This is a genomic window from Skermanella mucosa (assembly GCF_016765655.2).
GTDB classification, from domain to species: domain Bacteria; phylum Pseudomonadota; class Alphaproteobacteria; order Azospirillales; family Azospirillaceae; genus Skermanella; species Skermanella mucosa.
The window spans coordinates 65,508-90,645 of the sequence record NZ_CP086106.1 but is presented as its reverse complement, the minus strand read 5'-3'; the positions used below and the strand labels follow the sequence as shown (position 1 = coordinate 90,645).

20 protein-coding genes and 7 pseudogenes are annotated in these 25,138 nt (G+C 61.4%); 9 read left to right on the top strand and 18 right to left on the bottom strand.

Features of this window, described 5'->3' with window-relative positions; genetic code table 11:
- Positions 1 to 490 precede the first annotated feature (490 nt).
- Together JL100_RS00415 and istB are read left to right on the top strand one after the other, a co-directional pair.
- Positions 491 to 2,029 (top strand): Mu transposase domain-containing protein, encoded by a 1,539-nt coding sequence (locus JL100_RS00415; protein WP_228420986.1) that lies wholly within the window; start codon positions 491 to 493, stop codon positions 2,027 to 2,029.
- Positions 2,030 to 2,046: 17 nt separating this feature from the next.
- Positions 2,047 to 2,841 carry an IS21-like element helper ATPase IstB gene (gene istB, locus JL100_RS00410; RefSeq protein ID WP_202681105.1) on the top strand — a complete coding sequence of 265 codons (795 nt, stop codon included), beginning with the start codon at positions 2,047 to 2,049 and terminating at the stop codon, positions 2,839 to 2,841.
- Positions 2,842 to 3,524: 683 nt separating this feature from the next.
- On the opposite strand, the gene JL100_RS00405 is transcribed toward istB, so the two are convergent.
- Together JL100_RS00405 and JL100_RS00400 are read right to left on the bottom strand one after the other, a co-directional pair.
- Positions 3,525 to 3,935, bottom strand: a complete 411-nt coding sequence (locus JL100_RS00405; protein WP_202681102.1) for a hypothetical protein — start codon at positions 3,933 to 3,935, stop codon at positions 3,525 to 3,527.
- Positions 3,936 to 4,077: 142 nt separating this feature from the next.
- Positions 4,078 to 5,055, bottom strand: coding sequence for a tetratricopeptide repeat protein (locus tag JL100_RS00400; protein WP_202681100.1), 978 nt, complete (start codon positions 5,053 to 5,055; stop codon positions 4,078 to 4,080).
- A gap of 1,380 nt (positions 5,056 to 6,435) precedes the next feature.
- On the opposite strand from JL100_RS00400, the gene JL100_RS00395 reads away from it, so the two are divergent.
- Positions 6,436 to 8,496: a recombinase family protein gene (locus tag JL100_RS00395; RefSeq protein WP_228420985.1), complete on the top strand. Its 2,061-nt coding sequence runs from the start codon at positions 6,436 to 6,438 to the stop codon at positions 8,494 to 8,496.
- Between the two features lie 36 nt (positions 8,497 to 8,532).
- On the opposite strand, the pseudogene JL100_RS00390 reads toward JL100_RS00395, so the two are convergent.
- The 9 genes and pseudogenes from JL100_RS00390 to JL100_RS00350 all read right to left on the bottom strand — a co-directional run.
- Positions 8,533 to 9,582: pseudogene (locus tag JL100_RS00390) on the bottom strand (IS3 family transposase); the annotation flags it as partial.
- A 205-nt stretch (positions 9,583 to 9,787) separates the two neighbouring features.
- Positions 9,788 to 9,985, bottom strand: a pseudogene (locus tag JL100_RS00385) (ISL3-like element ISAzs13 family transposase); the annotation flags it as partial.
- Positions 9,986 to 10,126: 141 nt separating this feature from the next.
- Positions 10,127 to 11,971 carry an IS66 family transposase gene (tnpC, locus tag JL100_RS00380; protein WP_228420984.1) on the bottom strand — a complete coding sequence of 615 codons (1,845 nt, stop codon included), beginning with the start codon at positions 11,969 to 11,971 and terminating at the stop codon, positions 10,127 to 10,129.
- Positions 11,920 to 12,273 carry an IS66 family insertion sequence element accessory protein TnpB gene (gene tnpB / locus JL100_RS00375; protein WP_202681093.1) on the bottom strand — a complete coding sequence of 118 codons (354 nt, stop codon included), beginning with the start codon at positions 12,271 to 12,273 and terminating at the stop codon, positions 11,920 to 11,922. The genes tnpC and tnpB overlap by 52 nt, the downstream gene beginning before the upstream one ends.
- Entirely contained in the window at positions 12,270 to 12,635 is a 366-nt protein-coding gene (tnpA, locus tag JL100_RS00370) for an IS66 family insertion sequence element accessory protein TnpA (RefSeq protein ID WP_202681090.1), read from the bottom strand. Before tnpA ends, tnpB begins: the two co-directional genes overlap by 4 nt.
- 41 nt (positions 12,636 to 12,676) lie before the next feature.
- Entirely contained in the window at positions 12,677 to 12,985 is a 309-nt protein-coding gene (locus JL100_RS00365) for a transposase family protein (RefSeq protein WP_202681089.1), read from the bottom strand.
- Between the two features lie 278 nt (positions 12,986 to 13,263).
- Positions 13,264 to 14,397, bottom strand: coding sequence for a nucleotidyltransferase family protein (locus tag JL100_RS00360; protein WP_202681088.1), 1,134 nt, complete (start codon positions 14,395 to 14,397; stop codon positions 13,264 to 13,266).
- 1 nt (position 14,398) lies between these two features.
- On the bottom strand, positions 14,399 to 15,025 hold the full coding sequence (locus JL100_RS00355; protein WP_202681087.1) for a Cap15 family cyclic dinucleotide receptor domain-containing protein: 627 nt from the start codon (positions 15,023 to 15,025) through the stop codon (positions 14,399 to 14,401).
- A gap of 82 nt (positions 15,026 to 15,107) precedes the next feature.
- Positions 15,108 to 15,338, bottom strand: coding sequence for a DUF2188 domain-containing protein (locus tag JL100_RS00350; RefSeq protein ID WP_202681086.1), 231 nt, complete (start codon positions 15,336 to 15,338; stop codon positions 15,108 to 15,110).
- 207 nt (positions 15,339 to 15,545) lie between these two features.
- Here JL100_RS00350 and JL100_RS00345 point away from each other — a divergent pair, with 207 nt between their 5' ends.
- From JL100_RS00345 to JL100_RS00330, 4 genes and pseudogenes are all read left to right on the top strand, one after another.
- Entirely contained in the window at positions 15,546 to 16,097 is a 552-nt protein-coding gene (locus tag JL100_RS00345) for a hypothetical protein (RefSeq protein ID WP_202681084.1), read from the top strand.
- Positions 16,094 to 16,528, top strand: coding sequence for a hypothetical protein (locus JL100_RS00340; RefSeq protein WP_202681081.1), 435 nt, complete (start codon positions 16,094 to 16,096; stop codon positions 16,526 to 16,528). The genes JL100_RS00345 and JL100_RS00340 overlap by 4 nt, the downstream gene beginning before the upstream one ends.
- A 26-nt stretch (positions 16,529 to 16,554) precedes the next feature.
- A complete protein-coding gene (locus JL100_RS00335) occupies positions 16,555 to 17,325 on the top strand; it encodes an ImmA/IrrE family metallo-endopeptidase (protein ID WP_202681080.1) in 771 nt (256 codons plus the stop codon).
- A gap of 102 nt (positions 17,326 to 17,427) precedes the next feature.
- Positions 17,428 to 17,547, top strand: a pseudogene (locus tag JL100_RS00330) (IS5/IS1182 family transposase); the annotation flags it as partial.
- 84 nt (positions 17,548 to 17,631) lie between these two features.
- Here the strand turns inward: JL100_RS00330 and JL100_RS00320 are convergent.
- Positions 17,632 to 19,156: pseudogene (locus JL100_RS00320) on the bottom strand (ISL3 family transposase).
- A 101-nt stretch (positions 19,157 to 19,257) separates the two neighbouring features.
- Here JL100_RS00320 and JL100_RS00315 point away from each other — a divergent pair.
- A pseudogene (locus tag JL100_RS00315) lies at positions 19,258 to 19,518 on the top strand (transposase); the annotation flags it as partial.
- Between the two features lie 201 nt (positions 19,519 to 19,719).
- Here JL100_RS00315 and JL100_RS00310 read toward each other — a convergent pair.
- Together JL100_RS00310 and JL100_RS00305 are read right to left on the bottom strand one after the other, a co-directional pair.
- Complete coding sequence (locus tag JL100_RS00310) at positions 19,720 to 19,953, bottom strand: hypothetical protein (protein WP_202681067.1); 234 nt, start codon at positions 19,951 to 19,953, stop codon at positions 19,720 to 19,722.
- Positions 19,954 to 19,982: 29 nt separating this feature from the next.
- A complete protein-coding gene (locus JL100_RS00305) occupies positions 19,983 to 20,381 on the bottom strand; it encodes a transposase (protein WP_202681066.1) in 399 nt (132 codons plus the stop codon).
- A gap of 245 nt (positions 20,382 to 20,626) precedes the next feature.
- Here JL100_RS00305 and JL100_RS00300 point away from each other — a divergent pair.
- A pseudogene (locus JL100_RS00300) lies at positions 20,627 to 20,874 on the top strand (IS5/IS1182 family transposase); the annotation flags it as partial.
- 116 nt (positions 20,875 to 20,990) lie between these two features.
- Here the strand turns inward: JL100_RS00300 and JL100_RS00295 are convergent.
- The 4 genes and pseudogenes from JL100_RS00295 to JL100_RS00280 form a co-directional block, all read right to left on the bottom strand.
- A complete protein-coding gene (locus JL100_RS00295; protein ID WP_202681062.1) occupies positions 20,991 to 21,839 on the bottom strand; it encodes a hypothetical protein in 849 nt (282 codons plus the stop codon).
- A 14-nt stretch (positions 21,840 to 21,853) separates the two neighbouring features.
- Positions 21,854 to 22,486, bottom strand: a complete 633-nt coding sequence (locus JL100_RS00290) for a hypothetical protein (RefSeq protein WP_202681060.1) — start codon at positions 22,484 to 22,486, stop codon at positions 21,854 to 21,856.
- 15 nt (positions 22,487 to 22,501) lie between these two features.
- Positions 22,502 to 23,302 (bottom strand): TIGR04255 family protein, encoded by an 801-nt coding sequence (locus tag JL100_RS00285; RefSeq protein ID WP_202681058.1) that lies wholly within the window; start codon positions 23,300 to 23,302, stop codon positions 22,502 to 22,504.
- A 719-nt stretch (positions 23,303 to 24,021) separates the two neighbouring features.
- Positions 24,022 to 25,044: pseudogene (locus JL100_RS00280) on the bottom strand (transposase); the annotation flags it as partial.
- Positions 25,045 to 25,138: the final 94 nt, after the last annotated feature.

Sequence of the window (25,138 nt, the reverse complement as noted above, 5' to 3'; positions counted from 1 at the left end):
GCGCAGCGGAAGGCAAGGCTGGCCCGCCAGGACCACCGCCGTCAGGCGGCTTGGGCTTGCCGGAGCGAGCACAATGCTATCCTGCCCGAGGTCGAGAGCTGCGACCACGACGACCGTGCCGAAAGCAGACCTCCCATTCTGCGCGGCGGAAAAGGCGCCGCGACAACTCATATCCGGTCGGCCGCCGTGGCGGCCAGACCCAGCTTCCCTGTGCGTCGGCTCGAGGCTTGGGGGGAGGCCCGGAAGAGCGGGACCCATCTTTTTTTTTGCGGTAACGTCCAGCGGAGTGGTGGAAATTGGCCCCTGAAGGGTTGAGGCGGTCCCAGGTGGAGCTCGCAGAGCGGAACCTGGGACCGCCTCAACCCTCCGCCCTTCGGGCCGCAACAACGCGGAGGTGGCCATCACGCTCTTGTACCTGGAGCAAAAGGCCGGGCAGGCATGAGGCGTGCTGGGGTTGGTTGTGATCGGCCCTGGCGCCATCTTTCCTGATGTGTCCGCCCCTGAGAAACTTTCACTTTCCGGCCTGTCGCGCGGCGACCTTGAAGCCCTGACCGAACGCCTGCTGGCAGAGAATGCCGCGCTGAAGCAGGCGATTGCGGACTTGCGAGCGGAGATCGCCACACTCAAGGGCGTGAAGGGTCGGCCGGTGATCCGGCCGAGCGGCATGGAGCGGAAGACCGAGCCTAAGCCGGAGGGCACCGACAGTCGGCGCGGGAGGAAGCGCCGTAAGACCGAGCGGCTGGTCATCCACGAGGACCGGATCATCAGGGCTGACGTGCCGACCGGCTCGCGCTTCAAAGGTTACGAGGACTTCGTCGTCCAGGATCTCGAGCTGCGCCCGCACGTCGTTCGCATCCGCCGTGAACGCTGGCAAACGCCGGACGGTAGGACGGTGACAGCGCCGATGCCGGCCGGGATCACTGGCCACTTTGGGCCGGAACTGCGCCGTTTCGTGCTGCTGCAATATCATCAGGGCCAGGTAACGATGCCGCGGCTGGTCACCCAGCTTCGGGCATTTGGCATCGACATTTCCAAGCGTCAGGTGGTCCGCCTGCTGAACACGGACAACGGCGCCTTCCTGGACGAAGCCCGCGCGGTGCTGCGGGCCGGACTGGAAACTGCCCCCTGGATCAGCGTCGATGACACAGGTGCCAGCTTCTACGACCCGGTGGTCAACCGCTCCTATCATGAGCTGGCGCGCCATTACGGCACCGGCGTTGTTCCGACGCGGGTCCGTCGCCCAAGAGACAAGGCCAGCGCCGAAAAGGGCGTGCAGGTTGTCGAGACCAGGGTGCTGGCGGCGCTGCGCAACCGCGTGTTCTTCACGCTGGACGAGGCCAACGCGGCGATCCGGGAGCTGGTCGCCGCCGTCAACGCGCGGCCGTTGACGACCGACAGGACGCTGACCCGGCGCAGGCTGTTCGAGGAGCGCGAGAAGCCGCTGCTGAAACCGCTTCCGGCCGAGCCCTTCGTGATCGGCCGCTGGTCCCGTTACAAGCTGGCACCCGACTATCACGTCAGCATCGAGGGCGTGGCCTACTCAGCGCCCTACCGGCTGATCGGCAAGCACGTCGATGTGTTCTGCACGGTCAGCCTGGTCAGCATCTTCCACAAGGGCGAGCGGGTCGCTGCCCATGCCCGGCAGGGTGCCGAACCAGGGCGGGCGACGGTGACGCTCGACGAGCACCGGCCGCCCAATCACCGCGCCGCGGCGCTCCTGACTCCGGAGGCGGTCCGGGCCGAGGCTGCCGGCCTCGGCGGCGCGCTCGGGCTGCTGGCCGACAGGATCTTCGCCGATGCCGATCATCCCGACCAGGCCGCGCGTCAGGTCGCCGGCCTGCTGCGCCTGGGTCAGCTGCACGGCACCGTGGCTCTGCAGGCCGCCGCGACGGCGGCGCTGAGCGCCAACGTGCGCTCCTGCCGCTTCGTCCAGCAGCTGCTGGCCAAGGGCCAGGTCCAAGCTCTGGAGGATCCCGCCGGCGGGATCGGTCCCCATGCCAACCTGCGCGGCCCGGCCTACTACTACTGACGTCCCGGAGAGAAACCATGCATCACGCCAACCTGGAAAAGCTCAAGTCCCTGCGCCTGTTCGGCATGGTCCGAGCGCTGCAGGAGTTGATGGGGCTGGACGACCGCGGCCGGCTCGACTTCGATGATCAGCTCGCCCTGCTGATCGAGCGCGAGACGGCTGACCGGGCCAACACCGCTCTGGAGATGCGGCTCAAGCGCGCCCGCCTGCGACAGGCGGCCTGCTTCGAGAACCTGGACCTGAAGGCGAGCCGCGGCCTGGACAAGGCGCTGATCCGCGATCTGTTCACCTGCCGCTGGATATGCCAGCACCGTCACCTGATGCTGACCGGGGCGACCGGCACGGGCAAGACCTGGATCGCGTGTGCCCTGGGTAATCAGGCGGCGCGGGAAGGCTTCAGCGTGCTCTACACCCGGCTGTCGCGCCTGCTGGACGATATCGCGACGGCGCGCCTGGGCTCGGGAGCCGGGGCTCTGATGCGGCGGCTTGCCAGGGTCGATCTCCTGATCCTCGACGACTGGATGATGAGTGAGCTGACCGCGCCCCAGCGCCGGGACCTGATGGAGATCGTCGATGACCGCCATGACCGCGGCTCGATCATCCTGGCCTCCCAAATCCCCCTGAGCAGCTGGCATTGGGCGATCGGGGATTCCACTTATTCCGAAGCGATACTGGACCGCATTGTTCACGCCGCCTACCGGGTTGAACTTCAGGGCGACTCCCTGCGCAAACCCGCTCGCGGTGGCACCGCTCCTTCCGGCAGCGCCATCGATCAACCCGCTTCCCACCTCGAGAAAACAACCGTAAAGTGAACTTACGTCAGACGCCCACGGCGGGCCCCGCCCCATAGGGCGGGGCCCGCCGTCGCCCTCGCGAAGTGCCTGCCATGGTTGAAGCGCAGGTGGCCGGATTGATGAAAATGCCGGTCGGATTCGTGAACATATGCAGTCCCAGGCCTATCGTTGGACGATCCAACCACCGCTCGACTTCTACCTGAGATCCAAGAACATCCGTCGCTTTAACGAGGTGAAGGCATCTGCTGCGACTCCAATGCTCTTGCAATTTATTCATGATATATCTGCTGGGAGCTTTGACCAAGGCACTGCAGGTGCTGGACCTAGAAAGATCTCCCCCGTCGTCGCCAGGACGCTGCTCGATCGCCTGTTCCACATGCTATCACCGCCCAGATCGAGCGCGCCAGCTACAGGCTCCGCCACTACAGCGGTTTGCGTTAAATCTGGATCGCTTCGAAGCGTGGTATCGGCTGACGATGCGGGAGACACGGGTATAGGCGGTTCAAATTTAGCGCACGACGCTGTAATCCCGGAGAACTTCTGCGTCAGCCCGCCCCACAGCCAAACGGAGCACCGCTGTTACGCTGCTGGCGAAGTGCCACGACTTCAACTCGATGTTGGATGGCTAATTTTCTTTCAAAAGTTGTTAATCTAGCAGATCCAACCGCTCTTGCAGGCGACAGTATCTTATACAAAGTTGATCAAGGCCGCAGTTTCGTGATCAACATCGCGACAATCAGGCAAATGAGAACTACGCAAAGAACGGTAACGCTGTAGCCATCTAAGCGACCCGTTGCCAGTGATAGCGACCCCTCGGCTCCAGGAAAGCCGAGACCCTGCAAAATTGGGCCGAAAAGAAGGTTCAACTCAAATTGCCAACTGAGCACAGCCCAGACAGTCATGCCAGCCGTCACGATAAACGCGCGAGTCAATGCGGCCGCAGGATCTTGAAGGCGAATAAAGAAGTATGATACAACTGAAACGAGACCGCTCACCGCAATTTGCCAACGAAGCGAGATGCCCGCGAAAGCTAACATACTCAACCCGAAAAGCATCACCGAAGCAATGAGCGCGGCACGATCCCATGGAACAGGGCCATTTGTGGCAGGCATCTGCCGTAGATCTGATGGCACCTTCCACAGCCACGCAGCAATTCGCCTCCACCCCTGCTTTTTTGGCGGAGGTGGAGGCGGATCTTCTAGCCGATAGCGACTAAGCTTAGCCACAGCGCTCTAAATCACACGTCCGATCTTATCAAGGCATATCATCTTTCTCTCCTTCTCTCGGTATGTCCAACCGCAGGGAGCCATCCCGCTTGCGGCGCGCGAAGTCGCGCAACTCACTCAAGACCTCTGAAAACATAGCAAAACTCTGCGCGAAGGCAAGATCTTTGTCGTTCTGCGCGTCATCAACGATCTCATCTATGTCGGCGGCGGTGAGGAGTGTCAGGGCTGCCAAGCGCAATGCTCCAATGGCCACCAACAATTCCTCTGAGTGCTTCTCGATGCTAGCGGCACAGATCGCATTATAGTAAGCTGGAGCCCAATCGCGCCGGTGTTCAGTCGCAAGGCGAAAATAGTGCCGAGCGTTATCAAAAGAGTGCATCTGCATGTAGGAGCACCCAAGGTTCGAATATATAGTACACAGAAAATTATCTAAAGCTAACTGCTCGTAGTTACTAAGATGTCTTTGTGAAAGACTTATACGCTCTCTGATCGCTTCATCTGATACCTTAATTGCCTCAACGAACCGTCCTGTTTTATGGTAGCATACTCCAAGGTCAGCTAACACATAAGGCCGTGTTCGCTCAGGCACATTCTGCCAATCTGTGCGATCCTCAACGCGGTCGCGCAAACGATCCAAGGCTTCGTTCCATTTTTCCGCGTCGAGAAACGTGCGCACTTTTGAGAACCAAAGTGGTATTTCTTTTTCTTCAAGGCCGTTAATTGTCCTGACTTTGGTTATCCGCTGGCGCATTTCGGCATCAGCTCTACGCTGTTCGTCTTGATGCGAGCGCTCTGCAGGCGTTAACAGCGCATCCCTCTTAGCAAGATCAATTAACTCAATCATCCGTTGTGCAGTATCGCCTTGTGGAACGTTCGTTCCATTGCGCAAACGCTGAACCTGTCGGACATCGCGACCCAAAAGCTTTGCAATCCGAGTGTCATCAACCCCTTCGACCAGAAAGAAGAAATGCAGGGCAATTTTTTTGCGACTTTCTGTATTGTCCATTTGCCCTCCCTGCCAAGACGATGCACATTAGTTCTTGTCCAATAACAACCTAACCTCAGACAAACATTTTGTCAAGGCCCCCACCGTAACATCGACTCTGTAGGTCGTGAACGAGTTCAGTTAGCTGCTGGCGCGCTGGGCAAGGTGGGGGAATCTTGACGCTTGCAGAACATGTCGATGAAATGTGCAGGCCAGCCGACGCTGACTTCCGATCTGTCGAGAACACAGCCCTCCTGTCACGCCTCGGCCAATGCATCGCACTAGCTGCTGACAGCAATGCTCCGCATGTGATCCTGGTCAGGCTACGTGAGAGGATGTCGCCGGATCTGCGGAACTGTGGTGAATAGCTTTGGGCAGAGGCGTGTGAGTACCGCTACATCGGAGAGGGTGGCCATCCTAGCTACCTTCCATCAGTCGCCCGAGCTTCCTGACCATCGAGCCGACCCACCGAGAGCGGCGACCAACACGTCACGGTTGAATGTCTATAGGATTTTGGTACTGATGCCAACCCCCGCCTTTTCTGGGAAAGCCCTACTGACATGCTGCTGGCCTTTAGCTGTAGGAAAGCCAGCTATATGCTGAAAGGATTATCGAAAATCCATCTTACATTGTGAGAAGCGTACTGCTCCCTTTGCCCAAATAAGCGCCCTTTCCTGTTAAGGAGGTGCTACTTTCGCCTCTTCGACGTTCGTCCGGACTGAGGTGGCTCCGTTTATCTGGACAGCTTTTTCAGCGGATAAGTGGAGCGCCTGCCGGGTTCAGGCTGCCGCGATCTGCGGAAGCGGGGTAAAGTAGGCCTGATCAGGTGTTTGCCGGTCAAGGCTCGAATGAGGTCTGCGGGAGTTGTACAACGAAGAAACACAACGCCCATGGGACCGAGGTATGGGAAGTTCTTTATCCGTGGCATCCCTGGTTTGGCCGCGAGGTGCATGTTCACGAAGTCGTCAAGCGCGGCAACATGCCTGTGTTCTGGTGCAGTACGACGGCAGACCGGAAGGGACAATGTTTGGCGGTGCCATCGTGGATGTTCGATCGCGCTGCATGCCTTCATCTTCACCCTGCCCAGGCACCACAGGTCGATCTGGCGGCACTGGATAATCTCAAAACACTGCTGTCGGATATCATCGGTCGAGTACCGTCGGCCGGTTCAGTGATAGGAGCAAGGCATCCCTCCCACCAGAGCCGAGGAGATGCCGATGCCACGCACGAACCTGCCGCTCCCAACCAGACAACTCAGCCTGTTTCCTCGGTCCTGCCCAGGACCCGATCGGACCAGCCTGCCCAGGGAGGCGCTCGACACGGCGGCGCGTCTGATGGCGCGGATGCTCCTGACGGCGACGGCGGGCAACGCGGTCGGCGGGCGAATGGGAGGACAAGCTGATGAGTGACAAGATCCAGCCGCATCACCTTGAGCGCAAGGCGGTGCTTTATGTCCGTCAATCTTCACCTCACCAGGTTGCTCACAACCGCGAGAGCCGCGCGCTGCAGTACGCCATGAAGGATCGGTTGCGTGCCCTGGGATGGTCGGAAGTCGAGATTGTCGATGAGGATCTTGGGCGCTCCGCGGCCGGAATGGTGGCGCGGACCGGCTTCGAACGGATGGTGGCCGACGTCTGCCTTGGCAAAGTCGGAGCGGTGGCGGCGCTCGAGGTGTCGCGCTTCGCCCGCAACAGTCGGGACTGGCAACGACTGATCGAGATGTGCCGTGTTGTCGACACCCTGCTCGTCGATCAGGAGACCATCTACGCGCCGCGCCAGGGCAATGACCGGCTCCTGCTGGGTTTGAAGGGCAGCCTGAACGAGTACGAACTCGACCTCCTGCGTCAGCGCTCCCTGGCCGCACGCCACGAGATGGCGCGCCGCGGCGAGTTGGTCGTGATGGTCCCGATCGGATACATCAAGGCCGATGGCCACCGCCTGGAAAAGGATCCCGACCACCGCATCCGGGAAGCCATCGCCCTGGTCTTTTCAAAGTTCGCCAAACTCGGCAGCGTCCGTCAGGCCCTGCTGTGGTTCCTCGAGCACAACCTTGATCTCCCGCCCCGGCGTTCGGGTGCCGATGTCATCTGGAAGCGTCCCTGTTATGGAACGCTTTACCGGATCCTGACGAACCCGGTTTATGGTGGCGCCTATGCCTATGGCAGGACAGGGACCGTGGCGCTTCACGACGGACCGACCCCACGGCGCGGTACCCGGCGTAAAGCACGGGAGGACTGGTTGGCGCTGTATCCCGGCGCGCACGAAGGTTATGTCGATTGGGAGCGATCCGAGGCGATCCGGGCGATGATCAAGGACAACACTCAGGGCGGTGAAGCCTGTGGCGCAGCCAAGCGCGGCGATGCCCTGCTCGCCGGTATTCTGCGCTGCCGACGGTGTGGCCGTAAACTGACCGTCCGCTATACCGGCAACGATCATGACATCCTGCGCTATGCCTGCAACCGCGGCTGGATGGACAGTGGCGAACCACGCTGCATCGCCTTCGGTGGATTGCCGGTGGATGCCGCCATCGGGGAACAGGTGCTGCAAGCCATCGGCCTGGAGGCCGTGGAAGTGGCCCTGCGGATGGAGCGCCAGGAAGCTCAACGACGCGACGATGTCCGCGAGGCTCTCGAGCGCGACCTGACGGCCGCCCGATATGCCGCCGACCGAGCTTTCCGGCAATACGATGCCGCGGATCCGTTGAACCGGCAGGTCACGGCAGAGTTGGAAGTGCGCTGGAACCGCACCCTTGAGCGCGTTGTCGCCGTCGAGAACCGGATCGCGGCGCATCTTCAGACCGTGCCCCAACGCCCGTCGGTGACATCCGATGAGTTCGCGACGCTGGCTGACGACCTGAAGACCGTGTGGCAGGACCCGTCTGCCGACGCGAGGCTGAAGAAACGGATCGTGCGGACCCTGGTTGAGGAGGTTGTCGTCGATGTCGACGATGACGCTGCCGAAATCGTCCTCGTGGTCCATTGGGCCGGAGGCGTCCACACTGAACTGCGTCTGCCGCGACGTCGCCGTGGCCAGTGTACCGGGACCTCCATCGAGATCGTCGAGGCCGTGCGCGTGCTGGTCCGGATTGCCGGCGACGACCTGATCGCCGGTCTGCTCAATCGAAACGGCCTCGTCACGGGTCGTGGCAACCGCTGGACGCGGGAGCGCGTGACCGCGCTCAGGTCACATAACAGGATCCCGGTTCACCGCCCGGAGGTTGCCAGCGCGGACGGATGGATGAACCTGACCAAAGCCGCGGCGTTCCTCGGCATCAGCACCAAAACACTGCGCCTGGCCGCCGAGGGAGGCGAGATCGAGGCCGAGCATCCCCTCGCCGATGGACCATGGCTGTTCCGCAGAGTCATACTTGAGGGGAAAACCGGACAGCGGATTACAGATCAGGCCCGCCAGCGCCACAGGCACCCCGCGGGACCATCGGACGAGCAGCAAATGCTATTCTGATCAATGGCATAGCCGGGTGGGGTAGTATGAAACAGCATTGTAAAAGCCGAAGTAACTGGCGAGTGATTTCCGCGCCTCAGCTACTGTATCGTAGGCCTTGAGGTATATTTCCTTGTACTTGACGGAGCGCCAGAGCCGCTCCACGAACACGTTGTCGCGCCATGCGCCCCTGCCGTCCATGCTGATGGCGATGGCGTTGTCGGTCAGCAAGCCGGTGAACGCCGTGCTGGTAAACTGGGTGCCCTGATCGGTGTTGAAGATTTCCGGTTTGCCATGGCGGGCCAAGGCTTCCTCGACCGCCTCGACGCAGAACTCGGCCTCCATCGTGATCGACAACCGCCAGGACAGGACGCCTGCTGAACCAGTCGATCACGGCGGCGAGGTAGACGAAGCCACGCGCCATGGGAACGTAGGTCAGGTCCATGGCCCAGACCTGGTTGGGACGGGTGATCGGCAGATTGCGCAGGAGATACGGATAGATCCTGTGTCCCGGCGCCGGTTTCGAGGTGTTGGGCTTGCGATAGAGGGCCTGGATGCCCATCCGCTTCAACAGTGTCGCGACATGCCGGCGGCCGGTCCGAAAGCCCTCGGCGACCAGCAGGTCGCGCAGCATGCGGCTGCCCGCGAACGGGAAGTCGAGATGCAGTTCGTCCATCCGGCGCATCAAGGCGAGATCGGCGGCCGAGGCTGGCCTTGGCAGGTAGTAAACGCTGCCCCGGCTGACCTTGAGCACCTTGGCCTGCCGCGTGATCGGCAGATCATGGGAGCGGTCGATCATCGCTTTGCGCTCAGCAAACCCGCTTTGCCGAGCGCGCCGGCCAAAAAATCGTTCTCCAGCGTCAGCTCTCCGATCTTGGCATGCAGCACCGTCAGATCGACCGCTGGACGCTGACTGTCGCCGCGGCTGTCCGATCCAAACACTCCGGCCGCCCCATCGAGCAACTGCGCCTTCCACTGGGTGATCTGGTTGGGATGAATGTCGAACTGCTGAGCCAGCTCGGCCAGCGTCTTCTCGCCCTTGACGGCAGCCAAAGCCACCTTCGCCTTGAAAGCAGGTGTGTGGTTCCGGCGTGGTCTTCTCGTCATGATCTCTCCTGTGCGGCATACATACTGGCCGCTTTCAGGCAGAAACTCCACTTATCCCGCTGTCCAGATTTCCTGAACCAGCTCTTTCAAGGCAGCGGCGGTTACCCGGTTGGATGAAGCCGGTGGGGCGCTGTAAATGGCGGATGAAGCAGCCAGCTTGGCCCTTCCGCATTTCCGGTGCACAATCATCGAGTGAATATGCACTTCATGTTTTCTCCGCGGTTTTCAGAACCCGGTGGCGGAGCAGGGCAAAGCCGGCCCGACCGCAAATGGTGCGCTTGATCGTCTTGAGCCAGCTGATCTGACCCTCCACTGGACCGGTGCTCCACCGTAGCGAAAATCCCGCCCGGACTGCCGCCGGATCACGTTGCAGGCCAGCGGCAAACTCGGCCAGCGCCGTCACCTGGGCCGCCGTGAACCACGGATCCAATTTGTCAGGTAAACCAGCGACGAAGGCACCTATGCGAGCGCCGTCACGCGTGTAAATTCCTGGTGATGGCAGGGGGAGGAGCCGCCGATGGGAGGAGACCTCGGCACGGCTGGATCAGGCGGCGGCAGCGGCGTGAGGGGCGATGTTCATGCGGCCCGGATCGGCGGGATTGCCGGCGTCGGGCGGTCGCCAGTTGAACGGCAGCAGGGTGTCGAGCGCCTGGATTTTGGTGCGGCCGATCCGGCCGATGACGTCGGTCAGGTAGGCTTCCGGGTTGATCCCGTTCAACCGGCAGGTTTCCACCAGGCTGTAGATCACGGCGGCGACCTTGCCGGCGGCATCCGAGCCGATCACGTTCCAGTTTTTCCGGCCCAGAGCTGCCCCGCGCAGCGCCCGTTCGGCCGTCAGATTGTCAATCTCGAGGATGCCATCGGTGGCGTAGCGGACCAGGGCATCCCACTGAGCGTTCATGTAGCCGAGCGCCTTGGCCAGCTCGCTGCGCGGCGCCACCTGGCTGAGCCGCTCGGTCAGCCAGGCCCGCAGGGCTTCGAGCAGCGGCACCGCCTCGCTCCGGCGCACCGCCAGGCGTTCCGCGGGCGGCAACCCGTATATCCGCCGTTCGATGCGGTACAGCGCGGCAATCTGGCGGACGCCCTCAGAGGCAACCGGCGAACCTTTGGCGCGCACCAGATCGACCAGCTTGCGGCGGGCGTGGCCGAGGCAGCCGGCCTCGACCATGGTGCCGCCGCGATACAGGTGATCGAAGCCGGAGAAGGCATCGGCCTGCAGGGTGCCGGTGAAGCCCGCCAGGTGCTGGCCCGGATGCTTGCCGGCCCGTCCGGCGGAGAAGCGGAACACCGCGATCGAGGGCTCGGCTCCGCCGCGCGGCCGGGTGTCGTCGGCATAGACCCAGAGGCGGCCGTCATGGGTGCCGGAGCGACCGGGATTGAGAACGGTGACCGGAGTGTACCGCCTGCGGCGTTGCCTACAGCGGATTGCGTTAAATCTGGATCGCTTTGGAGCGTGGTGTGGCCCAGAAATGCCAGAGCAACGGTATGGGTGCTTCGGATTTAGCGCACGGCACTGTAAAGGCCCGTCGGCATGGATCTTGGTCCGCCGGAGCAGCAGCGCGAGCAGGCGATCGGCAACCGGCGCCAGCTCGCGCGCGGCCGCCTCGACCCAGCCGTACAGTGTGGTGGTGGCGAGCAGAACGCCGAGCCGGGCGTAGTGCGCCGCCTGCCGGTGCAGCGGCATGTGGTTCAGGTACTTGGCGATGATGACCTGGGCGATGGTGCCGGCAGTGGGCAGGCCGCGCTCGATCGGCCGGTCGTCGGGCGCCGGCGCCTGGGCCAGCTCGCCGCAGGCCCGGCACGCGAACTTGGGCCGGACGGTGACGTGAACCTCGGCATGGGCTGGGACGAGGTGGAGCTGTTTGCTCTCATCCTGGCCGATCCGGGTCATCTCCCGGCTGCAGCACGGGCACTGCGTGCTGACGGGCAGGATCTCGCGGGTCACCCGCGGCAGATTGTCGGGCAAAGGACGCCGGCCCCCGCCACCGCGCCGACGCTGTCCGGTCGTGTCCTCGCCTGAGGGATCCGCTTCGCCGGGATCGGCCGGGGCAGGTGTCGCCGTATCGAGCAGGCTGAGCTGGTCCGGGCTCATCTTCTCCGAGGAACGGCCGAAGGTCCTGTGGCGCAGAACCGCCAGGAACGTCTCCAGTCGTTCGTTCTCGCGCGTCAGCACCGCGACCCGGCGCTCCAGCGCGGCGATCCGCTGGAGCGGATCATCCTTCGGGTTCTCAGGATTGCTGTCGTGCCGGGCATCATCCATGTGATGAAAGTATCCGCGCCGGCCCTCGTGGTAAGCAGCGGCAGAAGCAGTAACATAGAAGTAACGCAGGCCTCTGTTCAGACGATAAACAGAGGCTTGGTGATGGGCTTTGTCTTGGCGGATCGCCAATCCAGACCGTCAACGAGCAGCGACATCTGGGCACGGCTGATCGTCACGATGCCATCCGCCGGGCTCGGCCAGATGAACTTTCCCTCGGTCAGGCGCTTCTGCATCAGCAGAAAGCCTGTCGTGTCGTACATCAGAACCTTGATCGTGTGCGACGAACGGCCTCGAAAAACGAAAAGATGGCCGCTGAAAGGATCTTGACGCAGCACCGTCTGGATCTGCGCGGCCAAGCCGTCGATGCCGCGGCGCAGGTCGGTCCGGCCCGCCGCCAGGTAAACACGCACGCCGTCCGGCAACCCGATCACGACCGCCTCTCGACGACATCGAGCAGCCGGTCCAGGGTCATGGCGTCGAAGCCGCGGCCGATCCGAACAACGTATCCTCCCGGCAGAACTAATTCGACCCCTTCGTTCCGCGGCTCCGGGACACTCACCGCCGGATCGGCAACATGGACCGCCAGAAACATCGCCCCGGTCTCCGGTCCGGCCGAGCATGCCGGAGCGTCAGCGGCCTGGGCTTTGAGCCGGGAGTTCCAGTAGCCCAGTGTGCCGGCCTTCAATCCATGACGCTCGCTGTACAGCCGCAGCGACAGACCACTGCTCCTCCAGCCCGCCACGTGCTCCCGCCAAAAGTGCTCCCGATCCCCCAAGTGTCCGCCATCGGCCATTGCAGCCTCCATGGAGTTCCTGTCACCAGGAAAACTCGGCCTCAACAGACCGGCGGAAAAGATGCCTTCGTCGCTGGTTTACCCGCTGCAGACAAGCGCTCGGCAAAGATCCGGCGCGGGCATCCGGATTGCGAGCAGCGGAAGCGGCGGATCTGGAGGGACAGCGAGACGATGCGGCCCATCAGGGGAATGTCGGCGACACGGCGGATGTAGCGACCATGAAACCGTCCCGACGGCATGGTGCATATCGGACAGCAGGTGATCAGGTCAGCGGATCGAGCATGCACGGTGACGAGTCCAGATTTGACCTCAACACGGCCAACGACGATCCCATCCGGCAACAGGGACAAGAGAGGTTCGGTGATCCAAAGCGATACAAGTTGAGAGGGGGCTGGTTTCCTCTATGTGAGCATCCCAGCAGCTCTCCGCATCAAGCTCCACCGAGCTTGCGGAAGGGCCAGCATGACTTGGCGTCTACATGCCATCCTCAACGGCAAGTTCGGTCCCAGCTTCGGACAACTGTTCGATGCTAATTCCGGCTCCGATCCAGTTATGGCGGCTTGACCCCAATCGCGCGGCAGTCTCGCCGCTTGACCAGGTCCAGGCCGATGATCTCAAGCAGCGACACCTACGGCACATAGATCGAGGACAGCACAGCGCGGCTGACGTCGAGAGGAGGGGCGTCGTAGGTAGCAAGGTGGCTGTTCTGCTCCTTCGCGACCTCGCGAGCCAGTTCGTCGATCTCAATCGATAGCGCGATCAACCCTTCGATCTTCGCTCCCGTGTTGAAGATCCGTCTCGACCCATCTGGCACCGTCAGTGTCGCAGCGTAGGTTACGTTGCGAGCGAGGAAGTCGAGATGGCGTTGTGCCTCCGCCAGAATCCCGAGCTCATAGACGGCGCCACTGCGCAGCGCATCGAGGTTCGCGTGGTACATCGTCGCGGCGATGTCGAAACTCGGGAGGTTAACGTTTCGGCCCTCTTCGTTGGCATCGCTCTTCAGGTTCTTACAAAGGCGGATAGCCTTTCTGAGACTGTCCATGACTGCCTCGTCGCGCTCTCCAACGCGCTTGATATGAAGGAACGGTAGATTCTGGAGCGCCTCAGGCACCTTCTTGTCGAGAATGGTAACGCCTCGGTCGTGCTCTTGCCCGAACCTCTGATAGTCGATCGTATCGTGCCAATGGGACGGCACCACGTCGACGGGCCGTGCCAGCGATCCGCCGGAGATGCTGATCGCCTTTCCTCCGGACGTATCCACGGTGGTGGCCGGATACTTGTTCTTCAGGATCCTCTCCGCCTCGCGTCGAAGATTGGAAAGCACATCGACGGACGTCCGGATTGTCGGATTTCGGTATTGGCCAGCCGCGCTGCGCGCACCACCGGTGTCATAGGTGAGGAATCCTGTTTCCAAGTTGAGTAGATCAACGTCGCTAACGCCGCGGATATGGACGTTCAGCGGTACGGAACCCTGCAGTCGGAATTCGACCGAGAAGCCGGCGGTAGTCAACCCCGCGTCCAGTTGGCGGCCGACACGCTCAGCCGTTTCGATGCTGATACGCGTGTAGTCGGCATCAACTTCCTGCATCGCCCCAAGGGCATACTTGGTGTGAGGCTTGCCCACACGCTTCTGCCAAGGCTCTGGCACCAGGCTCTTAGCCAACACGTCATACCGGGCCTGCTCGTTGAGGCGTTCCAAACGGTCCATACCGGCACGGCGCGTGCGGAGTTGCTCGATGCGGTTGTTGATATCCCTGGGCATGTCAAATCCTTGCCAAGCGCATGGTACCGAACGTGAAGCGGCCGTGGCCGTTGAAGTACTCTCCCTCGGCCGACCGAAGGTCCTTCGAGAAGACCAGCTGAGCAAAGCCGAGGTGGCTCTTGAGCTCCGCCTCGCCGATCCGCGGATCGTTCCGGTAGTTGTAGAGGAGCCTGTAGCCGTCGGCTTCGTCGTGAATCAGCGCTGCCGTGATGCTGTTCGAGCCGGATTGGCTCGTCTTGAGACGGACACGCAGTCTGTCCCAGCTCTGGATGATCGTGACCTTTCCTTCCCAGCCGTAGCTGTCCGAGCCATCCGGCTTGAGCGTCTGTCCATCGCACTGCCAATCCCCGGCCAAGTCAGGGACCTTCAACAGCTGACCTATGTACGGCCACCGCCAGGCGTGACGGTCAAAGATCCAGTAAAGTGCCCCAAACACAGCCCCGGCCCCGACAAGTGACAAGACAGCGGGAGGCAGGTTGGTGGGGATGCCAAATTGCTGCGCGAGATCGACGACCGTCAGCAGAACGAACACGATCACTGCCGAGACTCCGGCTGCGATGGCGCCGAGGTAGCGACCAACTTCTGCCCGATTCACTCCTCCCAGGAGTGCATATTCATGTTCCTGCATCCGTCTACACCTCTGAACTCACTTGGCGCGTCCAATCCGAACGGGCCAAGGCGTTTATGCCCAGGCCCTTACCTCCGACTGCTCACCGCTTATCGCGGGGCGGGAACGGATCAGGACCGTAGGAGTCCCGCTCGCGGATCTGGCCTTTGCGATTGTGGACCAACAGCTCGGACCCTTGCTTGCGGGCCCCCTCGCGCGCCCTGTCGATGGCTTGCTGCTGAGTGTCATGCACTAAAGAAACGCGGTTACCGCCAGCCCGCTTGACCGCCCACCCGTCCGGGTGTGGCACGACATGGTGGTTATGTTTTGTCATCTTTATTTCTACTCCAATATAGCTGTAAGGGTTATGATCCTGATCGCGGTGGAGGGGCGGATGCCCCTGCAACTGCCATTACAAGCATCGGCTCCGCCGCATCTGGGCCTCGGACACAGACGAAGAAAAATTTCTGCTCGAATGTCCGGAGCCAATTGAAGAGGCGCCAAGACCAGTGAGGGACATGTGAGGGAGGGTGACGGTGGATTGAGGAGCGTTGCTGAAATCCAGGCTGCGCTTGAAGAATTCGGATCGGACGACCTGGGACGTTTGGAACGGGCAGCTCGCCAGCTCTCCGTCGGCACGGGGATGGGACCGGATGACCTTCTTCAAGAAGCGATCCGACGGGCTCTTGAAGGAGAACGGACCTGTCCCTGTGAGGTTGAGATTTCAGTGTTCTTGTACAACGTGATGAAAAGCATCGCCTCGGCATCGCGCAAGCAGATCAGCCGGCGTCCGCGGCATGAGAGCCTGGATGAGGATGAGAACGCCGGGCCAGCTTCACGTGTAGCGTCGCGTGAGAGGTCCGTTGAGGAGCTTTTGGTCGCCCGCGCCGACTACTCTGAACACCTGAAGGCTCTACAGGCTTTGTTCGATGATGATGAGCAAGCCTTGCTGGTAGTGATGGGCGACCTGGACGGAGAGTCGGCTACCGTGCTTAAGGATATGGGCGCCATGGACGATAAGGTTTTAGCAACGGTGCGGCGCCGGATACGGCGCAAGATCGAGAAGGCGTTTCCTGAAGGATGGAAGCCATGATGGATCGCGAGCGGGAAGCACTCGAGAAGCTTGGCCGTCTGGCCGAGACTCTCGCGGATGACGTTATGGCGGCAACATCCGACGAAATTCATGCCGAAATGTGCGAGGAGTACGGCTCCATCGAAGCCGCAGCCGCCCGGGTGCACGGCGTGATCTCCGCCGCGATTATGCAGAGCGGAAGGCGTAAGTTCGAGGCGGCACGAGCGGAGATGGAGAAGGCAAAGCGTGCCGCCGCCGCCGCTGTCGTTCCCCTATCAATCGCAGATAAGAGGCGTATCGTCCAGCGCTACGCCGCAAACGACGGTACCCTCGACCGCGAGCTTACACTCGCCGCGCGCAAGGGGCAGCAGATGAGCGAGCCGGAACTCGACTCCTTCTTGGAGGACCTTCTTGATCTCGGGGCCATTGATGAGCGGGGCGACCCGAAGTGAAAAGGCAGTGCAGCCCGGCAGAGGTGGTGCTGCGGGAACTCGGGATCTCCGACCCCAAGGACATCGACCTCGAGGTGATCGCCTGGCATCGCAAGGCAGTTGTGAAGTATCGCCCTTTGGAAAGTTGTGAGGCTCGGATCGTCGGATATGGTGACCGTGCTGTCATCACGGTGGATGATCGAAAGGCGCGGACCAAGACACGCGCCCGCTTTTCGCTCGCGCATGAACTCGGTCACTGGCACCATCACCGAGGCCGTGCCTTTGTCTGCCGCCCGGACGACATCGGCAATCGCACTCGCAACCCGCTCGATCCCGAGCGTGTCGCCGACGGCTATGCCGCCGATCTCCTGCTCCCACTTTATCTGTTTCGTCCAATGGCTGAAGGGCTGAAGAGGGTCTCTCTGGACGGTGCTGAGCAGATAGCCGAAATTTTCGGAACCAGCTTGACGGCGACGGCGATCCGACTGGTCGAGCACGGTCCTGAAGCGGCAATGCTGGTGTGCCACGGCCGCCAGGGCAGACGATGGTTCATCCGTGGTCCTGGCGTCTCTGCGCACTGGTTTCCCCAGCCGGAACTCGATCCCAACTCTTTCGCGTTCGACGCCGTCTTCGGCGACAAGCCAAAGTCTCGCCTTGGCCGCATGGGGGCGGAGGCTTGGTTCGATCGCCGTGGTGCAGACCGCTTCGAAGTGCTGGAGCAGTCCTGTCGGGTAGGGGATGGCGAGGCGCTCAGCCTCCTAATCTTCTCGGATGATGAGATGCTGTCGGAGGATGGTGGGCATAGCGGCCGGAGATGATATACCGTCTGAACTGGACCCTGGTGCAAAAATGGCAGGTGAGGGCTGTCGCGTCAGCCGGCTGACAGGTATAGAGGCCGTCCGCTGATCCGAGAGACCCTGATGCCGTACAAGGCGGATGAACCGCGTCGTCACAAGATCCCGAAGGCGCGGTACAAAAATGAGAACTGGGCCGAATTTGACGCGGCGCTGTGGCGGCTTGGCAGCCTGACGGTCTGGGTTGAATTTGCTATCGGATGTGACGGGTTCTCCCGCGTTTTCGATGCACACGTTATGAGGGAAAAATATTTCCAGCTCCCTTCATTTTCAGACTGCTGCGAGCACACGTTGGCGCAGGAGATCAAAGTTGGCGCGGCCATACATTTGGCGTTTCACGAGTTTGAGTTTGTTGATCCGCCCCTCGACCGGCCCGGTACTCCATGGCAGGGTGAGCGCCGCTTTGATGGCGGCCCGGTCGCGCTGGATACTGTCGGCAAAGCCGCGCAGCGTGCTTTGACGCGCCGCCGCGATCCAGGGATCAAGGGCGTCAACCTCCTGCTGGCGGATCATGGCGGCGAAGGCCCGGACCAGGGCCACCGCTTCGGTGATCGCCGGCGCGGCGGTGATCAGCGTCGCCACCAGGTCGCGTTCCCGGAAGACGCAGGGCGGCGGGTTCGGGAGCATGATCACGGCGTTGCCGGGTCGCCCACAGGCGAACGGTGCCCGACCTGCCGGTAAAACCCTGATCGCGCAGCTCCCGCCACAACTGGGCGGCGTTGTGGCACCCCTTCCGCCAGCGTCGCTCCAGGTACTCCCGGTAACGATCGATCATCTTCGGGCGGGGCAGTTTACGCCAGGTCGGGGCATGTCCTGCCCGCAGCCAACGCTTCACGGTCTTGTGTCCTAGGCCAAGTTCGCGGGCGATGCGCTTGATCGGCATGCCAGCCTGCCGCAGACGGGCGACCTCGTCGTAGCGGGCCTGGCGGTCATCAAACCGGTCGCGGGCACGGTCCTCGGCTCTCGACTTCGGTTCCGGCCGAGATACTGGCGAAGGTGTCGGCGCCGTCGTCGGCGCCGTCGCCTGGATCGCCTTGCGGATTTCTCGATGGTGACGGTCGAAGACCGGCTTGAGGGCGTCGGAAGCGTTGCACAGCAGATGAAACCGATCGGCGACCTGGATTGCCTCGGGAGCGCCCTGGCGGATGCCGTCAGCGAAGGCGCCGGCCCGGTCACGGGCGACGATCTCGGCACCGGGGTGCTCTTTGAGCCATGTTGCCAGCGTCTCGGCCTGCCGGTCGGGCAGCAGGTCGATCGCGCATCTGCGTTCGAGATCGCAGAGGATCGTGCCGTAATGCTGGCCACGCCGGAAGGCGAAGTCATCGACGCCGAGCACCCGCGGCGTCTCGGCGGACTTCAGGACGATCGCCCGGATCAGGCGCAGCACGGTGTCCGGGCTGAGCGGCATCGCCAACCGGCTGGCCAGGCGGGAGCCGGCTTCACCGCCCAGCGCCAGGCCGAGATCCTGTTGCGTCTCGCGCAGGCGAAGGGTGCGGCGCGCCATCGGCTCGGTGACCTCCGGCAAGCGCTCGGCGAAAACCCGCCTTGGGCAACCGTCATTGACGCAGCGAAAGCGCCGGATGCGCAGGTGAAGTTCGACCCTGCGGCCCTGCCACGGCAGATCCGCCAGCCGGCGACCATAGCTGCTGTGTCGTCGGAAGGAGGGGTAGTCGCACAAAGGGCATGTCGCTGACGGATTGGTTGAATGCGTCTCAAGGACGAGATGATCATCGGCAGGTCGCAGACGATCGACCGCCAGGTTCGGCGGCAACAGGCAGAATTCGGTGCTGTACAAGGATAAAGATCACGTTGGGAGCGGAGCCACCTCCTGAATATAGTCACTCAGTCTCTACCCGCCATCCGTGTGCATCGAAAACGCGGGAGAACCCGTAGTACATTGACATAAGCAACCATACTACGTTCTCCCGCCGCAGTGCCAACGTGCAGGTTGCGTCCACCCTCAAGAAGGCAGACGGTCCGGTCAATGTCGTAATCGACAGCACGCGACTGAATGTGTTCGGGGCTGCCAATTGGCTGCACGAGAAGCACGGCGGCAAGCCGCGCCGGAGCTGGCGGAAGCTCCATCTGGCAGTCTATCCGGACAGAGGTGAGATCCTGGCTTCGGAACTGACCATGACAGATGACGGCGACGCCTCGTCGCTACATTGGAGCACCGGCCTAGTGGAGGGTCAGATCGCCGGCTCAAGACGATCAAGCGCACCATGGGCGGTCGGGCCGGCTTTGACCTGCTCCGCCACCGGGTTCTGGAAGCCTCATAGCATTGGAGAAAACATGAAGTGCATATTCACTCGATGATTGTGCACCGGAAATGCGGAAGGGCCAGTATTCACCCGGCACTTACACGCGCCGGATCTCGACGACCAGGCAGGGCGGCAGGGGGCGACCGTCGCCGGTGCGCAACTCGGCCAAGCGCTCCGCCGCATTCGGCCGCATCGGCAGGAAGTCCCGGATGCCCTGGGCCATCAGCAGGCCCTTGATGCGGTTGACGTGGGCCGTGCGCTCGGCGACCAGGCGCTCGCGTTCGCGGGTCTGGCGCCGGCGATCCTCGTCCTTAATGGAGGGAACGTGCACAGCGCGGCAAGCGTGGTGCTCGCCGCGCATCAGGCCGCCAAGGCCCGGATCAAGCCGTCGACGTCAATGCGGTCGGTCTTGGCCCGGCGCGCCCGGCGGTTGACCATGAGGCTGGCGGCGTCGAGCACATGGTTGTCGATGCCGTTAGCGCTCAGGACGCGGTGCAGCCAGAAGCCGCCGTAGCCCGCCTCGTAGCAGCAGACCACCCGGACTGGCTGCCCGAGTGCCGCCTCAGCCCGGTTGCGGGCTTGCCCGATCAGCTTAAGCAGGACGGCGGCATCGCCGCCTACGATGGAGTGATGGCTGATCCGATCCGAGAACGGAGCGCTGAGGGCGACCACCCAGGTGGCCTTCGACAATTCCAGCGCGACCAGAAGGGTGGCGTCCGAGGAAGAGACGTTCGGGGAGCGGGCGATTGAGATCTCCATGGCATTCCTCCGTGAAGCAGGGCAATCACGCCTCAAAATGCGCCAAATCCCACCTTTCCTGTCGCCTCATAGTATCTTTGCGTGGATTAGGCGTAAGCGTCATCTGCTGACTGTCCAGCAACTGGTCGGCCACGTCAGCCTCGCCACGACCCAGAAGCACATCGAGGGCGACACCGAGGCCAAGCGGAAGCTGGTTAACTTAATCTAACTAACGCCGAGAAGTTGGTGCCGGGCGACAGGGCGGGACGGCCCCGACCCAGCGCGATCGCCCATCCTGATGATCCGCGAGCGCGGCCGGCTCGGCTGACAGAAGGCGGTCAGATGTGGCCGCCGCTCCCTTGAAGAGGTCGCCATGCTGCGCAACCAGGTCACCATCGGCCGAAGCCTCCGGGCTCAGACGCTGACTACCGAGAAAATCGAGGCGACCGTCGGCTGCAAGGTTCGCAACATCATGACCAATCTGGACATGCTTATCTCGAGCAAGGTCGCCTGAGCGACACATTCCAAGGCCACTCCGCCACTCATCTCAAAGGAGCATCCGAGCCAGCATCGCCAGGCAAGTCCTGACTGCGAACAGATTTTCAGTGCCTGACGTCTACGAACAGGTTTCTAGACTGGCAGCTCTCCAACGGAGAGGAAGTCGCCTATAGGGTCTTCGCGTAGACTAATATACTCTAGGCGCCATTGGTCAACTTTCCTCAAATCCGCCAACGTCACGAAAGTGTCAGCGACAGCATTGCAAGCTTCAAGTGCTATTTCTGTTGACCCAATAGCCGGCCCGTACGCTTTTTCAAAGAGGTCATAAAGGCCTTTTGCGACTTTTTCGGCGAATTCTCTTGCAATCGGCCCGCCTTCAGTTGCGTCGTATACCACCATGATCGAGAGATAGTATACCTCCCCATCCAGAAGCTCTACATCTTTGCCCTCACCGAGATCGAACAAAAGAGCCACTAGGTGCGATGATGCTGGCTCCAGAATTTTCGCGATGCGCTGCTCGACTGACTTTTTCTGAACAGCCTTTCGCAGTCGAGTTTCAAAGGCATTAGGAAATGCTGGACGCCCATATCGAGCCGCAAGCCACTGCTTTAAAGCCCGCTTCTCGTCGGTAAAAAGAGTAAAGTCTGGGTTGCCAGCTGCGAACTTGGCGAACTCGGCTTTACTCACCTCCCGACGGTTTGCATGGTGAAGCTCGACGTGTAGTTCTTCACCGCTCTGAGAAGCGAACTTGATTTGCAACCGGCGGGGGTTCCTTGCATTCGCGAGCATCGGATTGGGTGCCTCAACTAGCGAACCAATGATGACTTCGACAAACTCCTCGATATCGTTTGGCAGGTCACAATCATGAGAGATTACGACAACGCGGCTGCTTGAGCCAGTGACCTTCACCAACTCCAGTGCATGAGCTGCTTCGTCGGTCAGCAGGTTTCCTTGTCGCCATTCGGTGTCCCGTCCGAGCATTCACCGCTCCTCTTTCAGACGCGCTCAGAGGAGCCTGGAATCGAAACGGAAGACTGCCAATCACTGGTTGGTTTGGATTTCGAGTTCGCTAAGCCGGACTGATTATACGAAGACTCCATCTCCTTGGCCTCAGAGATCAAGGCGGCGACATGTTCATGGCGATTTTCGCCGGATTTGATGAGATCCATCAAGGACCGCCCGCCAAAAGCCTTCATTCTTAGCAAAGACCCTTTACGTGAAATGCCCCCCGCATGGAACGCGTCAGCAATCCGGCTCAGTTGAACAATCCTAGTGAGTTTGTCTTCTTCAGGCATTGAATCCCCGGCCAACCACTTGTAGATCGCTTGGCGAGAGACATCAAACAGGATAGCGAGATCCGCAACAGGCGGATTTAGTACGTTTCGAATGTTCTCGATATGCTCTGCGGCCGTCCGAACATCAGGGCGTTCCGCGTTCTCTATGGGGGCATCTGCTGCATCAAGGATAAACGGCACGCGCGGTTGGATGTGATGTCGCCACGCCTCAGTGCGGTCGAGCCAGTAAATGCTGCCAGTACCAAACAGAACAGTACCAATTATTGCAAAGGCAACCTTTGTCGCCGGAACCATCGGCTGCACAGGTTGGGTGGAAACCGGAATGGAATACATCTTTCCTATCCTATCTCAGGCCCAAATCGTACGAGCGTGATCGGTGATTGTCGCGTCGAACACCAGCTTGATAGTTGCGTGCAGAGCTGACAGCTGTTCAGCAAGTTTGTCGAAATTCAGCGGTATTCGTCCCTCTACAAAGTGGTCAGTGTCAATGACGGCATGAGAGCAGACGTCATTGATTGTAAACTTAGGCATCTGCATTAAGCCATTAGGAACCATGTCTGGCGGGTACCCCAGTGGGGAGGTCATCTGGTGAACGCGAGCAACTAACGTTCCTTTGGACAACACGGGACCAGACTCAGTCTCGAACACAGCCTCATTCAGGTTATATCGTTGATTAGCGCCGAAGCGAACACCGTGCAGACCGTCAGCAAGATACTGCTCAACTGTTTCATGTTGCTTGGGTAAGACTGCATCAAGGTAACGAAGCCCTAGTCGACCAACATGTTCGAGATTCACCACAGCGTGTACGGCCCTCAGCCCACGAAGCAGCTCTGGGATGAACTCGGCACTTGTTTCATAGTGGGTTGTATGAAAACTGATCGAAGAAGCGTTCAAAATGAATCCTGAAGTTCGATCCCCCTTCGTAAGAAGCCAAGATGTTGTATGGGCAACTTGGGGCTCGGTTGTAGCTTGATTGGGTGCTGCAGTGAGCTGCAAGTGGGTCACCTGCTGCGGTTCGAACAGGGTGTAGCCCTCGCGCCGGAGATGATCCTGCACCTCACCAACGTACTTGGCCATAGCCGCAACAGGGTTAAAATGCGCTTGGGCCAAGGCGTAGTAGACAGGGGCATTGGACATCTTCTCGCTCACGGCTCCACTCCTGAAGTTGCAGGCGCATGCGTAAATCGCACCCTGTTGACACCAAGGTTGTCACTTTACACTCTGGTTGACACTAAGTGCAAGCGCTGAAGTATGAGAGATCATCAAAACTTTGCAGGCTTTTCCTGGGTGAGCCGCACCGTGATTGTCAGAGGCAATCTGGGCATAACCGCGCGCTTTCATCCCTCTCGGTCGAGCTGAAGATCTTTCAGCTGGCAGGCCGACGCGACTTTGGCGGACGACCGCAGCGGCGTTCGCTCCAGCACGGCCTGCTCGACAAAGCCGTCGCATACCAACCGGGGCACCGCGCGCTAGCGTCGGTCCAATCCACGGGCTGTCATCGAATCGGTGCAAGCCTTTTAGGGAGAGAGGCTGCGAGCAACCACCGTCCAAGGATAAGCCGGTCGCATCGCCCGCACCTCGGCGAAGATGTTGTCAGCGACGCAAACACGTCGGTATCCCGCCGGGCCTGACGGGCGGCATTGATCACACGGATCACCGCCTTGGAACGGGCCAACAGACATGGATTACCGCCGATGCACCCACGTTACCGAGCAGCCTTCAGACCCGTCTTTGCGACGGCGCTCAGGATCTGCAGGGTGAGTCGCCCCTGCCTCTCTGGCATCGAGTGTCTCGATGATCTGGAGCGGTCCATCCGCATTCCCGGTGCACAAGCTGTGAGTGAATTCCACATCATCCTTTCTCCGATATCATGCGGCCTCCAGAACCCGGTGGCACAACAGGTCGAAGCCGGCCCGGCCGCACATGGTCCGCTTGATCGTCTTGAGCCGACTGACCTGACCTTCCACCGGGCCGCTGCTTCACGACAGCGACAACCCGGCCCGAACCGCCGCCAAGTCCCGTTTCAGGCCGCCGGCAAACCCGGCCAGAGCCGTTCCCTGGGCTGCCGCGAGCCACGGATCCAATCCGTCGGCCCGCTTCTCCCGGACCATCGCGCGGAACTCCCGTGCCAGCGTGATCACCGCGGCCAGGTCCGGCGATCCGGCAAGCAGGGCCTCTACGAACTTCCCTGCGGTATCGTCGATCTCGTTGGCATCGGCCACCACCAGCCAAGCCGCGCGCCGGCCGGAGGGTGCCTTCCAGGCGGTCGCGGCCTGCGCCGGGTCGGCAGGCATTGGATCGCCACGCCGGAGCTTGTACCGGATCCATTCCTGCACGCTCTTTGGCCTGCCAGGATAACCACGATCGCGGATTTCCCGCCACAGCCGGGCGGTGTTGGTGCAGCCCTCGCTCCAGCGCCGACGCAGGTAATCGGCATGAACGTCGACCGCACTGCCGTAAGCCGGCTTGTTCCAGGAGGGCGGGCGGCCCGCCTGCAGCCATGTTCGGATTGTGGAGCGGTCAAGGCCGGTGCTGCGGGAGATCGCATTCTGTGACCAGCCGCGCGCGTGCAGCGCTGCGACTTCCTCGAAGCGGGCCTGCCGCGCCGCCTGCTTGTCCAGCTTGCGCTGCTCACTGCGGGTGGGAGGCCGGGGCGTGAATGGCGCTACCGGAACGGTCATCATTGTCGTCGTAACCGCTATGGCTGTCTTCGCCGCAGTGCGAATGGCCCGATGGTGCCGGTCGAGAATGCCGGCCAGGGCGTCGCCGAGATTGCGTAGAAGATGCCAGCGATCCGCCACCTGAACCGCATCCGGAGCACCGGCCCGCACGCCGTCGGCATAGTTGCCGGCCCGGTCGCGGGCGACGATCTCCACGCTAGCATTGTGCTTGCTCCGGCAAGCCCAAGCCGCCTGACGGCGGTGGTCCTGGCGGGCCAGCCTTGCCTTCCGCTGCGCGCGATGCTCGGTATTCGGGCAGGTCGGG

Excerpts from the sequence above, each read along its gene's own strand:
- istB (WP_202681105.1), top strand. The coding sequence starts at position 2,047 with ATGCATCACGCCAACCTGGAAAAGCTCAAGTCCCTGCGCCTGTTCGGC.
- JL100_RS00405 (WP_202681102.1), bottom strand. The coding sequence starts at position 3,935 with ATGCCTGCCACAAATGGCCCTGTTCCATGGGATCGTGCCGCGCTCATT.
- JL100_RS00400 (WP_202681100.1), bottom strand. The coding sequence starts at position 5,055 with ATGGACAATACAGAAAGTCGCAAAAAAATTGCCCTGCATTTCTTCTTT.
- JL100_RS00395 (WP_228420985.1), top strand. The coding sequence starts at position 6,436 with ATGAGTGACAAGATCCAGCCGCATCACCTTGAGCGCAAGGCGGTGCTT.
- tnpA (WP_202681090.1), bottom strand. The coding sequence starts at position 12,635 with ATGGCCGATGGCGGACACTTGGGGGATCGGGAGCACTTTTGGCGGGAG.
- JL100_RS00360 (WP_202681088.1), bottom strand. The coding sequence starts at position 14,397 with ATGCCCAGGGATATCAACAACCGCATCGAGCAACTCCGCACGCGCCGT.
- JL100_RS00355 (WP_202681087.1), bottom strand. The coding sequence starts at position 15,025 with ATGCAGGAACATGAATATGCACTCCTGGGAGGAGTGAATCGGGCAGAA.
- JL100_RS00350 (WP_202681086.1), bottom strand. The coding sequence starts at position 15,338 with ATGACAAAACATAACCACCATGTCGTGCCACACCCGGACGGGTGGGCG.
- JL100_RS00340 (WP_202681081.1), top strand. The coding sequence starts at position 16,094 with ATGATGGATCGCGAGCGGGAAGCACTCGAGAAGCTTGGCCGTCTGGCC.
- JL100_RS00305 (WP_202681066.1), bottom strand. The coding sequence starts at position 20,381 with ATGGAGATCTCAATCGCCCGCTCCCCGAACGTCTCTTCCTCGGACGCC.
- JL100_RS00295 (WP_202681062.1), bottom strand. The coding sequence starts at position 21,839 with ATGCTCGGACGGGACACCGAATGGCGACAAGGAAACCTGCTGACCGAC.
- JL100_RS00290 (WP_202681060.1), bottom strand. The coding sequence starts at position 22,486 with ATGTATTCCATTCCGGTTTCCACCCAACCTGTGCAGCCGATGGTTCCG.